The organism is Mycobacterium sp. (assembly GCF_049585075.1).
Classification (GTDB): domain Bacteria; phylum Actinomycetota; class Actinomycetes; order Mycobacteriales; family Mycobacteriaceae; genus Mycobacterium.
In genome coordinates this window covers 1-11790 of record NZ_JBAUZA010000281.1, presented here as the reverse complement: position 1 = coordinate 11790, position 11790 = coordinate 1, and the positions used below count along the sequence as shown (strand labels likewise).

The window sequence follows — 11790 nt, the reverse complement described above, 5'->3', positions numbered from 1 at the left end:
CTCGTCACCCGTCCACACCCGCCGCGACTGCAGTAGGCCCAGCAGTTGCAGCACCCGCCCGGTCGTTTCCGCCATGCCACCACTGTGCCGTAGTTATAGGACAGAACCTGTCCGGTATTGCTGAAAGAATCGTCCAAATCGAATAGAAAGGACTTCTGATGCCCGCCCTCGCTCCCCCCGTCACCGACGAACGCAGCGCGCTGCGCGAATACCTCGCCTACCACCAGAGCGCATATTTCGCGGTGGCCCACAGCCTGACCGACGAACAGGCCCGCTCCCAACCGACAGTCAGCGCATTGTCGATCGGCGGGCTGGTCAAGCACGCCACCGGGATGCAGCGCACCTGGCTCGCGCGGGTCGCCGCGGCACCCGACGAACCGCCGCGCGACACCCGGCCGTTCGATGAGATCGCCAAGGATTACGGCGACCAGCACGTGATGCGCCCCGACGAGACGCTGGCCGGGCTGCTGACCGCCTTCGAGGCGGAGAGCGCCAACGCTCTGCGGCTGGTCGAAACCGCCGACCTGGACGCGAAAGTGCCGGTGCCGACGGACATTCCGTGGTTCCCCAAGGGGCTCGACGCCTGGTCGGTGCGGTGGGTGATCCTGCATGTGATCAACGAGCTGGCCCGCCACGCCGGGCATGCCGACATCATCCGGGAGAGCATCGACGGCGCCACGATGTACGAGCTGATCGCCGCCCGGGAGGGCTGGACAATCGACGGGTGGGTGAAGCCTTGGCAGAAGAATGCTGACTCGTAGCGGCATCGCACACAGCGAGCAGGGCGGCGTCGAGCTGTACTACGAAGACCTCGGCGACCCGGCCAGCGAGCCCGTGCTGCTGATCATGGGGCTGGGCGCCCAGCTGCCGATGTGGCCCGACGGCTTCTGCGCTCAGCTCGTCGATGCGGGGTATCGGGTGATCCGCTTCGACCACCGCGACACCGGTCTGTCGGCCAAGATGCACGGGATGCGCGCCGAAGGCGCGGTTTATCGCCGGCTCTGGCGCTATCTGCTGGGCCGCGGCAGCCCGGTGCCGTACACGCTGGTCGACATGACCCGCGACGTGGTCGCGCTGCTCGATCACCTCGGCATCGGCCGGGCACACGTCGTCGGCGCCTCGATGGGCGGGATGATCGCCCAGATCCTGGCTGGCACCGAGCCGCAGCGGGTGGCGTCGCTGGCGATCATCATGTCGACCACCGGCAAGCCGTTCTCCCGGTTGCCGGCGTTACGAGTAATCCGGCTGGCGTTCGGCGGGCCCGGCGACGAGGCCTCCGACGAGGAGAAGCTGGACGCCGAGGTCCGCAACATCGCGGTGTTCAACGGCCCCAACTTCCTGCCGTCCGACGCCGAGCTGCGCAACCGGGTCCGGCAGCTCGCCGAGCGGTCCAACTATCCGCCCGGCATGCTGCGTCAGTTCGACGCGGTGCTGGGCACCGGCAGCCTGCTGGCCTACAGCAAGGCCATCGCTGCGCCGACGGTGGTGCTGCACGGGTCGCGTGACCCGATGGTGCGACCGCGCAACGGCCGCGGGGTGGCCGCGGCGATTCCGGGCGCCCGGTTCGTCGTCATCGACGGCATGGGCCACGACCTCCCCGAACCGGTGTGGCGCCCGATCGTCGAGGTGCTCACCGAGAACTTTGCCCGAGTCCCCATCCGGTGAGCGGGCTCACAGGAATTGGGACTTGCCACCGCCGATTTGAGACACTGCACGAATGAGTTCCAACAACCACCGCGAGGTAGCCAAGCTTGACCGGGTGCCGTTGCCGGTCGAGGTGGCCCGCATCGGTGTGACCGGTTGGCAGCTCACCCGCACCGCCGCGCGCGTCATCACCAAGCTGCCGACCAAGGGTCCGATGCAGCAAAAGGTGATCAAGCAGCTCCCGCAAACCTTCGCCGACCTCGGCCCCACCTACGTCAAATTCGGGCAGATCATCGCCTCCAGCCCGGGCGCATTCGGCGAACAGCTGTCGCGGGAATTCCGCGGCCTGCTCGACCGCGTGCCGCCGGCCGACAAGGACGAGGTGCACAAGCTGTTCGCCGAGGAGCTTGGCGCCGACCCGTCCGAGCTGTTTGCCACGTTCGACGAAGAGCCGTTCGCCTCGGCGTCCATCGCCCAGGTGCACTACGCCACCCTGCACAGCGGCGAAGAGGTCGTCGTCAAGATCCAGCGGCCGGGCATCCGTCGCCGGATCGCCGCCGACCTGCAGATCCTCAAGCGCTTCGCGCAGACGGTGGAGCTGGCCAAGCTGGGCCGGCGGCTGTCCGCCCAAGACGTGGTCGCCGACTTTTCCGACAATCTGGCAGAGGAGCTGAATTTCCGCCTGGAGGCGCAGTCGATGGAGGCCTGGGTATCGCACCTGCACGCCTCGCCGCTGGGCCGCAACATCCGGGTCCCCCAGGTGTACTGGGACCTGACCAGCGACCGGGTGCTGACGATGGAGCGGGTGCAGGGCATCCGCATCGACGACGCCGCCGCCATCCGCAAGGCCGGATTCGACGGCACCGAGCTGGTCAAGGCGTTGCTGTTCAGCCTGTTCGAGGGCGGTCTGCGGCATGGCCTGTTCCACGGCGATCTGCACGCCGGCAACCTCTACGTCGACGAGGCGGGCCGCATCGTGTTCTTCGACTTCGGCATCATGGGCCGCATCGACCCGCGCACCCGCTGGTTGCTGCGCGAGCTGGTGTATGCCCTGCTGGTCAAGAAGGACCACGCCGCGGCGGGCAAGATCGTCGTGCTGATGGGCGCCGTGGGCACAATGCGGCCAGAAGCCCAGGCCGCCAAGGACCTGGAGAAGTTCGCCACCCCGCTGACCATGCAAACGCTGGGCGATATGTCCTACGCCGACATCGGTAGGCAGCTCTCGACGCTGGCCGACGCCTACGACGTCAAGCTGCCCCGCGAGCTGGTGCTGATCGGCAAGCAGTTCCTCTATGTCGAGCGATACATGAAGCTGCTGGCGCCGCGATGGCAGATGATGTCCGACCCGCAGCTCACCGGATACTTCGCCAACTTCATGGTCGAGGTCAGCCGCGAGCACCAATCCGATGTAGAGGTATAGCTCTGTGGAAATCCGAAGCGGCACAGCACGTTCCGGCGACCTGGATATCTATTACGAGGACATGGGCGACCCACGCGACCCGGCGGTGCTGTTGATCATGGGGCTGGGCTCGCAACTGCTGCTGTGGCGCGACGGCTTCTGCGAGAAGCTCGTCGCCGAGGGCCTGCGAGTGATCCGCTACGACAACCGCGACGTCGGGCTGTCCAGCAAGACGCAGCGGCGCCACACCGGTGGGGCGCAGATCCCCCGCATGCTGAAGTTCTGGCTGGGCATCCCCGGCAAAGCCGATTACACGCTCGAAGACATGGCCGACGACGCCGCCGCGGTGCTCGACCACCTCGGCATCGAGCGCGCCCACATCGCCGGCGCGTCGATGGGCGGCATGATCGCCCAGATCTTCGCTGCCCGGTTCCGCGCGCGGACGCGGTCGCTGGCGGTGATCTTCTCCAGCAACAACCAACCCTTCCTGCCGCCGCCGGCGCCGCGCGCACTGTTCGCGGTGCTCAAGGGGCCGGCGCCGAATTCGCCGATCGACGTGATCGCCGACTACTCGGTGAAGGTCTGGAGAATCATCGGCAGCCCCCGCTACCCGGCGCCCGAACAGCGGCTGCGTAACGACGCGATCGAGGCCTACGAACGCTGCTACTACCCGTGGGGCATCAGCCGGCATTTCAGCGCGATCATCGCCAGCGGCAGCCTGCTGCGCTATGACCGGCAGATCACGGTACCCACCGTGGTCCTGCATGGCCGCGAGGACAAGCTGCAGCGCCCGTTCGGCGGCCGGGTAGTGGCCCGCGCGATCCGGGGAGCTCGTCTGGTGTTGGTCGACGGCATGGGCCACGACCTGCCCGAACAGCTGTGGGATCGGGTGATCGGCGAGCTGACGAGCACTTTCGCCGATTCGGTCTGACCAGGCCGATCGACTACCATAACGGGCGGATAACCGGGGGGAAAACCAGAAAGGCGCACGCCCGCATGGCGGAAAAACTGAGGCCACATTTCGAAGACGTCCAAGCGCACTATGACCTGTCTGACGACTTCTTCCGGCTGTTTCTCGACCCGAGCCAGACCTACAGCTGCGCCTACTTCGAACGTGACGACATGACGCTGGAAGAAGCCCAGCAAGCCAAGGTCGACCTGGCGCTGGGCAAGCTGGGTCTGCAGCCCGGGATGACGCTGCTCGACGTGGGCTGCGGCTGGGGCAGCACGATGCGCCGAGCGATCGAGAAATACGACGTCAACGTCGTCGGCCTGACGCTGAGCAAGAACCAGACCGGGCACGTGCAGAAGATGTTCGACGAGCTGGAGACCCCGCGTACCAAGCGGATACTGCTGGCGGGCTGGGAAGAGTTCGACGAGCCGGTGGACCGGATCGTCTCCATTGGCGCATTCGAGCACTTCGGGCACGACCGCTACGACGACTTCTTCAAGATGGCCTACGACGCGCTCCCCGACGACGGGGTGATGCTGCTGCACACGATCACCGCCCTGACCGGCCCGCAGATGGTCGAACGCGGCATGCCGCTGACCTTCGAGCTGGCCCGGTTCCTGAAGTTCATCTTCACCGAGATCTTCCCGGGCGGCCGGTTGCCGTCGATCGAGAAGGTCGAGGACCACTCGTCGAAGGCCGGCTTCAGGTTGACCCGCAGGCAGTCGCTGCAGCCGCACTACGCCAAGACCCTCGACCACTGGGCCGCGGCGCTGGAGGAGCACAAGAGCCAGGCCATCGAGATCCAGTCCGAAGAGGTCTACGAGCGCTACATGCGTTATTTGACGGGTTGCGCGAAGGGATTCCGGGTCGGATACATCGACGTCAACCAGTTCACGCTGGAGAAGTAGCCCCGGCAGGGCAAAACAGGACCGGGGGCTAGCTCGATAATGCGACAATGCCGGGTATTGTGCTTTCGCCATGCACTACCGCAGCAGGAAGGGCCACGAAACGCTGATGACTGAAAATCCAGTCACCCCGATCACCAAGCGGACGCGTCCCGAGGACATCCAGGCCCACTACGACCTCTCCGACGACTTCTTCGGGCTGTTCCAGGACCCGACGCGGACCTACAGCTCCGCCTACTTCAAGCGTGATGACATGACGCTGGAAGAAGCCCAGATCGCCAAGGTCGACCTGAACCTCGACCAGCTGGACCTCAAGCCTGGTATGACGCTGCTGGACATCGGCTGCGGCTGGGGCACCACGATGAAGCGCGCGGTGGAGAAATACGACGTCAACGTCATCGGCCTGACGTTGTCCAAGAATCAGCACGCCCGCGCTCAGCAGGTGCTGGACGACATCGACACCAAGCGCTCACGTCAGGTGTTGCTGCGCGGCTGGGAGGATTTCAGCGATCCCGTCGACAGGATCGTGTCCATCGAGGCGTTCGAGCACTTCGGCTTCGAGAACTACGACCACTTCTTCAAGAACACGTTCAACATCATGCCCGACGACGGGCGGATGACGGTGCAGAGCAGCGTCGCCTATCATCCCTACGAACTGAATGCGCGCGGCAAGAAGTTGACCTTCGAGACAGCTCGGTTCATCAAGTTCATCCTCACTGAGATCTTCCCCGGCGGCCGCTTGCCGTCCACCGCGATGATGGTCGAACACGGCGAGAAGGCAGGTTTTGTGGTGCCCGAACCGCTTTCGCTGCGGCCGAGCTACATCAAGACATTGCGACTTTGGGGCGACGCGCTGGAAGCCAACAAGGACAAGGCCCTAGAGATCCAGTCCGAAGAGGTCTACGAGCGCTACATGAAGTACCTGCGCGGCTGCGAGCACTACTTCGCCGACGAGATGCTGGATGTCAGCCTGGTGACCTACCTCAAGCCGGGCGCCGTCGCCTAATCTGTTTCGCGATTCCGCGGGCCTAGCTGTCGGATTGCGGCTGCATTGTTCGTCGGACAGGTAGAGAGTGGGACGCAGGGTTCCGCTCACTACCGGAGGTGACCACGATGCAGTACCTAGCTCTGTTGATCAGCCAGGAGCGGGATCTCACACCCGAACAAGGCGCCACCGAGATGGCGGCCTACCAAAGTTTCCACGCCAAAGCCGCGTCGGCGATCCGCGGCGGTGATGCGCTATTGCCCGCGGCGACCGCGGTGCGCATCTCCGGCGGTCCGGATGCGCCGACGATCACCGACGGCCCATTCGCCGAGGCCGCCGAGATAGCGTGCGGCTACTACGTCATCGAAGCCGAAAACCTTGACGACGCATTGGCTTTCGCGCGCGATATTCCCGCCGCCAAGCATGGCGCCATCGAAGTTCGGCCGCTCTACCATACTTTGGATTCGGAATGGTCACGCCACGACGGCCAATGGCTGGCGCTGCTACTGGAGCCACCGGCTGCCGCCAACGTTCCCGGCACGCCCGAATGGGAGGCCGAAGCCGCGCGGCACGGCGAATTCGCCGTTGCCGCAGGCGATCACATCGTCGGCGGGGCCGCATTGCACGAGCCGGCGACGGCGACCACCGTTCGCGTGCGCGACGGCGAGGTGCTGTTGACCGACGGCCCCTACCCGGAAGGGGCCGAGATCGCCACCGGCTTCTACGTGCTCGCCGCCGACGACCGTGACGAGGCGGTCAAACTGGCCGCGATGATCCCGGCCGGCGCTGTGGAGCTACGCCAGTTGGCGGGAGTCTCCGGCCTCTAACGCATGGCTGACCTGGACGGCGTCTTCCGGCGCGAGTGGGGCCCGACGGTGGCCGCGCTGGCGCGGTGGTCGGGTGACCTCAGCATCGCCGAGGACGCCGTCCAGGAGGCCTTCGCCGAGGCGCTGCGGGCGTGGCCGCGCGACGGTATACCGGACAACCCCGGAGCATGGGTGCTGACTGTGGCGCGTAACCGCGCCCGCGACCGGCTGCGCCGCGAATCAGTCCGTCCGGGAAAGGAATTGGCCGCTGTGGTGGAGCACATCCGGGCGCGCACCGACCACGCAGACCCGTATCCCGTCCGCGACGACGAATTGCGGATGATGTTCACCTGCGCCCACCCGGCGCTCGACCGGGTTTCGCAGCTCGCGCTGACCCTGCGGCTGGTTTCCGGGTTGACCGTCGCCGAGATTGCCCGGGCACTGCTGCAGACCGACGCCGCCGTCGGTCAGCGAATCACCCGCGCCAAGACCAAGGTCCGGCACGCCAACATCCCGCTGCGGGTACCGCCGGCCGAGTTGCTTCCCGAGCGCACACCTCATGTGCTCAGCTGCATCTACTCGGTGTTCACCGAGGGCTACTGGTCCACGGCGGGCCCATCGGCGATTCGCGATGAGCTGTGCGACGAAGGGGTCCGGCTGGCCGGCGAGCTGTGCGCGCTGATGCCGACTGAACCGGAGGCGCACGCGCTGGCAGCCCTTGTACTGCTGCATGATTCGCGACGGACGACAAGAGTGGACGCCGATGGGGCGCTGGTCCCGCTGGAGGAGCAGGACCGCCGCCGCTGGGACCGTGGCCGCATCGCGCGCGGTTTGGATCGGCTGAGGGCGGCCCACGGTTCGACGGGCCCGTACCTGCCGCAGGCGGTGATCGCCGCGTTGCATGCCACGGCGCCGTCCTGGGAGCAGACCGATTGGCGAAGCATCTGCGTGGCCTACGACAAGCTGTTGGCGATGACGGATTCGCCGGTGGTGCGGGCGAATCGGGCGCTGGCGATCGGCTTCCGCGACGGCCCGGATGCCGGGCTGGCGGCGTTGGACAAGGTGGTACACGATCCGCGGCTGGCCCGGTCCAACCTGGTGGCGTCGGTGCGGGCGGACTTGCTGCGGCGGGCCGGACGACACGAAGAGGCGGTCACCTGGTATCGAACGGCGTTGGCGTCCAATGGTTCCGAGCCGGGTCGCGACTATCTGCGTCGGCGCATCGCCGAACTCTCGCCGCCGAGTGGCCAGTCGAGCGAAAGAGCTTAGGCCTCGCCGGAGTTGCGGGTGATCGAAGCGGCGACCCGACCGCCCAAGTCGCCCTTGAGGTATAGGGCGCGGCATGCCCGACGCGCGAGCTTGCCGCTGGTGGTTCGCGGGATAGTGCCCGCGGCCACCAGAAGCACATCCGACAACGGCAGGCCATGCCGGCGCGATACCGCCGCCCGGATGGCATCGATGACCTGTTGCAGATCGGCCCGGGCGGCGACCGGCGCCCGTTCGGCAACGATGACCAGACGCTCGCCGGCCTCATCGGTTCGCGCTCCCGGCACCTGGTTCGCCGGCACCGAGAACGCCGCCACGTAACCCGCTCGCACTGCCGGCGACGCCTCGGCGGTGGTGGCCTCGATATCCTGCGGATAGTGGTTGCGCCCATCAACGATGATCAGATCCTTGATACGCCCGGTGATGTAGAGCTCACCGTCGAGGTAGACGCCGAGATCCCCGGTCCGCAGCCAGGTGGCCTCGCTCGGCGCCCCGTCCGCATGGCTACCGACGGGCAGTCGGCTCTGCAGCTTGTTGCCGAACACCTGCTCGGTTTCCTCGGGGCGCGCCCAGTAGCCACGGCCGATATTGTCGCCGTGCAACCAGATCTCGCCGACCTCTCCGTCGGGTAGTTCCGCCTCGGCGCCATGGTTGACGATGACGCCCCACTGGCTCTCGGAGATCTGCCCGCAGGAAACCTGCGGGATGGCGTTGGGCGCGTCCGGCTCGACCCGAACCGCATGCCCGGCGCCCAACTGATCGCGGTCCAGGTAGACAACGGTCGCCCCAGCGGCCGGGTCGATCGTCGAGACAAAAAGGGTTGCCTCGGCCATGCCGTAGGACGGCTTGACCGCCGTGCTCGGCAGCCCATAGGGGGCGAATGCCGCGTTGAACTTCGCGATCGAGTGGATGCTTACCGGTTCGGAGCCGTTGATCAGCGACACCACATTGCTCAGGTCGAGGTCCTCGCCGGCATCGGGAAGGCCGCGCTCAGCGGCTAACTCGAACGCGAAGTTCGGCGCCGCCGCGTACGTGCGGCCGTGCTGGGACTCCGCTGCCAGCTGGCGGATCCACCGCTGCGGCCGTCGGACGAACGCGATCGGCGACATGAGCGTGACTTGGGTGCCGAATATTGCCACGCACACGATCATCAGCAGCCCCATGTCGTGGTAGAGCGGCAACCAGCTGACGCTGCGGATATCCCAGTCCATGCCGGTGGAGGTCACCATCTGCAGCACGTTGGTGCCGATCGCCCGATGGGTGATCTCCACACCGACCGGGGCCCGCGTCGACCCAGAGGTGTACTGCAGATACGCAATGTCGTCGGTGTCGAGATGAACCGGGGAGAACGTGGCCCCCACCGTGTCGGGGATTTCATCGATCGCGATGACCCGCGGTCTGCGGCTGCGCGGCAACGCCCGAACGAACTCCTGAACCGCCGCACCCGCGCCAGCGGTGGTTAATACCACCGCTGGCGCAGCATCGCCGAGCACCGCGTCGAGGCGCTCCGCGTGGCCGGGCAATTCCGGCGCGAACAACGGCACCGCGATGTTGCCGGCCTTGATCGCGGCGAAGAAACCGACGATGTAGTCGATGCCCTGCGGCGCCAGTATCGCGACTCGATCACCCGGCGAGGTCACCTGCTGCAGCCGAGCAGCGATGGCGCGGGATCTGGTGCCCAGCTCGGCCCAGGTCAGGTCGATGGCTTTACCGTCGGGATGCTGGGTGTAGTCGAGGTAGCGGTAAGCGATTGAATCGCCGATGTTGTCGATGTGGCGGTCTAGAAATGTCGCCAGGTTGACGCCGTCTGGCAGGACGATGCTGCCATCCGCATCGAGGTAGTCGGCCAACTCCGGCCGGCTTCCGCGACCGCCATCTCCATTCCCCATGGCACTTCGCATGAGGCGAGTCTAAGAGACGCCCACGCGTTCCACCGTTGGTGACCCGCCACCGAGACCAGACGGATTACGCGTCGCCGAAGTTGCGAGTGATCGCCGGGTCGACCGGGATGCCTGGGCCGGTTGTCGTCGAGACCGTAATCTTCTTCAAGTAGCGGCCTTTTGACGACGACGGCTTGTGCCTAAGCACCTCGTCGAGCGCCGCGCCGTAGTTCTCTGCGAGCTGCTTCTCGTCGAACGACGCCTTGCCGATGACGAAGTGCAGGTTGGCCTGCTTGTCGATCCGGAAGTTGATCTTGCCGCCCTTGATGTCCGACACTGCCTTGCTGATGTCGGGGGTGACGGTGCCGGTCTTCGGGTTGGGCATCAGGCCACGAGGTCCGAGAATCCGGGCGATCCGTCCGACCTTTGCCATCTGGTCAGGCGTGGCGATCGCGGCGTCGAAGTCCAAGAACCCGCCCTGAATCTTCTCGATCAGGTCGTCGCTGCCGACTACGTCGGCGCCCGCCGCGGTGGCCTCATCGGCCTTGTCTCCCACCGCGAATACCGCGACGCGGGCGGTCTTACCGGTGCCGTGCGGCAGGTTGACCGTGCCGCGGACCATCTGGTCGGCTTTGCGCGGGTCGACACCGAGCCGGATGGCCACCTCGACGGTGGCGTCCTGCTTGCTCGACGACGTCTCCTTGGCCAGCTTTGCCGCTGCCAGCGGGGTGTAGAGGTTGTTGCGATCCACCTTCTCGGCGGCGGCGCGATATGCCTTGCTGTTCTTGCTCATTCGTTTAATCCAATCTGGTGTTGGGTTGTGGTTGAAAAGCGGGCCGAAGCTGGCCCTCCCACTAGGGAACCGCCGTCTTATTCGACGGTGATCCCCATCGACCGGGCGGTCCCGGCGATGATCTTGGCGCCGGCCTCAATGTCGTTGGCGTTGAGGTCGGCCTTCTTGGTCTCGGCGATTTCGCGGACCTGGTCCCACGTCACCTTGGCGACCTTGGTCGTGTGCGGCTCGGCCGAACCCTTGCCCACGCCCGCGGCTTTGAGCAACAGCTTGGCCGCCGGCGGTGTCTTGAGCGCAAACGTGAAGCTGCGGTCCTCGTAGACGGTGATTTCGACCGGGATCACGTTGCCGCGCTGGCTTTCCGTGGCGGCGTTGTACGCCTTGCAGAACTCCATGATGTTGACGCCATGCTGGCCGAGCGCCGGTCCGACCGGCGGCGCGGGGTTGGCCTGCCCGGCTTCGATCTGAAGTTTGATCAGCCCGACGACTTTCTTCTTCGGAGCCATGAGGTGAGAAGTCCTTTCTTAAATCTTCGAGACCTGGGTGAAGCCCAGTTCCACAGGTGTTTCGCGGCCGAAGATGGACACCAGCACCTTGAGTTTCTGTTGTTCGGCGTTGACCTCGTTGATCGTGGCCGGCAGCGTGGCGAACGGCCCGTCCATCACGGTCACGGACTCGCCGACGGCGTAGTCGACCTCGATAACCGGACGCTCCAGCCCGACCTCGGCGGCCGCGGTGCTGGCCGCGCCCTTGGCGGGTTTCTTGGCCGCGCCCTGCGGCAGCAGGAACTTCACCACGTCGTCCAGCGACAGCGCCGACGGGCGCGAGGTCGCGCCGACGAACCCGGTGACGCCCGGGGTGTTGCGCACCGCCGACCAGGAGTCGTCGGTCAGGTCCATGCGGACCAGGATGTAGCCGGGCAGCACCTTGCGGTTGACCTGCTTGCGCTGGCCGTTCTTGATCTCGGTGACCTCTTCGGTGGGCACTTCCACCTGGAAGATGTAGTCGCCGACGTCCAGGTTCTGCACGCGGGTCTCGAGGTTGGCTTTGACCTTGTTCTCGTAGCCGGCGTAGGAGTGGATGACGTACCAGTCGCCGGGCTTGGCGCGCAGCTCGGCTTTCAGCGCAACGGCCGGGTCGACCTCTTCGGGTTCTTCGGG

At 66.0% G+C, this 11790-nt stretch carries 12 protein-coding genes; 8 read left to right on the top strand and 4 right to left on the bottom strand.

The genetic code is table 11. From position 1 onward, the window contains the following. Positions 1 to 158: 158 nt before the first annotated feature. The 8 genes from WB785_RS13910 to WB785_RS13875 all read left to right on the top strand — a co-directional run bounded on the left by WB785_RS13910 (position 159) and on the right by WB785_RS13875 (position 7960). A complete protein-coding gene (locus WB785_RS13910; RefSeq protein WP_424079923.1) occupies positions 159 to 761 on the top strand; it encodes a DinB family protein in 603 nt (200 codons plus the stop codon). Then, a complete protein-coding gene (locus WB785_RS13905) occupies positions 748 to 1665 on the top strand; it encodes an alpha/beta fold hydrolase (RefSeq protein WP_424079922.1) in 918 nt (305 codons plus the stop codon). Before WB785_RS13910 ends, WB785_RS13905 begins: the two co-directional genes overlap by 14 nt. A gap of 52 nt (positions 1666 to 1717) precedes the next feature. Continuing rightward, positions 1718 to 3064, top strand: coding sequence for an ABC1 kinase family protein (locus WB785_RS13900; protein ID WP_424079921.1), 1347 nt, complete (start codon positions 1718 to 1720; stop codon positions 3062 to 3064). A 61-nt stretch (positions 3065 to 3125) separates the two neighbouring features. Beyond that, positions 3126 to 3974 (top strand): alpha/beta fold hydrolase, encoded by an 849-nt coding sequence (locus tag WB785_RS13895; protein WP_424079924.1) that lies wholly within the window; start codon positions 3126 to 3128, stop codon positions 3972 to 3974. A gap of 65 nt (positions 3975 to 4039) precedes the next feature. Beyond that, complete coding sequence (locus WB785_RS13890; RefSeq protein WP_424079920.1) at positions 4040 to 4903, top strand: cyclopropane mycolic acid synthase family methyltransferase; 864 nt, start codon at positions 4040 to 4042, stop codon at positions 4901 to 4903. 106 nt (positions 4904 to 5009) lie between these two features. Then, positions 5010 to 5906: a hydroxymycolate synthase MmaA4 gene (mmaA4, locus tag WB785_RS13885; RefSeq protein WP_424079919.1), complete on the top strand. Its 897-nt coding sequence runs from the start codon at positions 5010 to 5012 to the stop codon at positions 5904 to 5906. A gap of 107 nt (positions 5907 to 6013) precedes the next feature. Further along, positions 6014 to 6712 (top strand): YciI family protein, encoded by a 699-nt coding sequence (locus WB785_RS13880; protein WP_424079918.1) that lies wholly within the window; start codon positions 6014 to 6016, stop codon positions 6710 to 6712. A 3-nt stretch (positions 6713 to 6715) separates the two neighbouring features. Next, positions 6716 to 7960 (top strand): RNA polymerase sigma factor, encoded by a 1245-nt coding sequence (locus WB785_RS13875; RefSeq protein ID WP_424079917.1) that lies wholly within the window; start codon positions 6716 to 6718, stop codon positions 7958 to 7960. Here the strand turns inward: WB785_RS13875 and WB785_RS13870 are convergent. From WB785_RS13870 to nusG, 4 genes are all read right to left on the bottom strand, one after another. Beyond that, positions 7957 to 9858 (bottom strand): fatty acyl-AMP ligase, encoded by a 1902-nt coding sequence (locus tag WB785_RS13870; RefSeq protein ID WP_424079916.1) that lies wholly within the window; start codon positions 9856 to 9858, stop codon positions 7957 to 7959. The genes WB785_RS13875 and WB785_RS13870 overlap by 4 nt on opposite strands. Before the next feature lie 64 nt (positions 9859 to 9922). Then, complete coding sequence (gene rplA, locus WB785_RS13865) at positions 9923 to 10630, bottom strand: 50S ribosomal protein L1 (RefSeq protein ID WP_424079915.1); 708 nt, start codon at positions 10628 to 10630, stop codon at positions 9923 to 9925. Positions 10631 to 10707: 77 nt separating this feature from the next. After that, positions 10708 to 11136 carry a 50S ribosomal protein L11 gene (rplK, locus tag WB785_RS13860; RefSeq protein ID WP_424079914.1) on the bottom strand — a complete coding sequence of 143 codons (429 nt, stop codon included), beginning with the start codon at positions 11134 to 11136 and terminating at the stop codon, positions 10708 to 10710. 18 nt (positions 11137 to 11154) lie between these two features. Continuing rightward, the coding region (gene nusG, locus WB785_RS13855; protein ID WP_424079913.1) for a transcription termination/antitermination protein NusG at positions 11155 to 11790 on the bottom strand (636 nt) is incomplete at its 5' end.

Coding starts and splice junctions, on each gene's coding strand:
- WB785_RS13880 (WP_424079918.1), top strand. CDS start 6,014: ATGCAGTACCTAGCTCTGTTGATCAGCCAGGAGCGGGATCTCACACCC.
- WB785_RS13895 (WP_424079924.1), top strand. CDS start 3,126: ATGGGCGACCCACGCGACCCGGCGGTGCTGTTGATCATGGGGCTGGGC.
- WB785_RS13890 (WP_424079920.1), top strand. CDS start 4,040: ATGGCGGAAAAACTGAGGCCACATTTCGAAGACGTCCAAGCGCACTAT.
- WB785_RS13875 (WP_424079917.1), top strand. CDS start 6,716: ATGGCTGACCTGGACGGCGTCTTCCGGCGCGAGTGGGGCCCGACGGTG.
- mmaA4 (WP_424079919.1), top strand. CDS start 5,010: ATGACTGAAAATCCAGTCACCCCGATCACCAAGCGGACGCGTCCCGAG.
- WB785_RS13905 (WP_424079922.1), top strand. CDS start 748: ATGCTGACTCGTAGCGGCATCGCACACAGCGAGCAGGGCGGCGTCGAG.
- rplK (WP_424079914.1), bottom strand. CDS start 11,136: ATGGCTCCGAAGAAGAAAGTCGTCGGGCTGATCAAACTTCAGATCGAA.
- WB785_RS13910 (WP_424079923.1), top strand. CDS start 159: ATGCCCGCCCTCGCTCCCCCCGTCACCGACGAACGCAGCGCGCTGCGC.
- WB785_RS13870 (WP_424079916.1), bottom strand. CDS start 9,858: ATGCGAAGTGCCATGGGGAATGGAGATGGCGGTCGCGGAAGCCGGCCG.
- WB785_RS13900 (WP_424079921.1), top strand. CDS start 1,718: ATGAGTTCCAACAACCACCGCGAGGTAGCCAAGCTTGACCGGGTGCCG.
- rplA (WP_424079915.1), bottom strand. CDS start 10,630: ATGAGCAAGAACAGCAAGGCATATCGCGCCGCCGCCGAGAAGGTGGAT.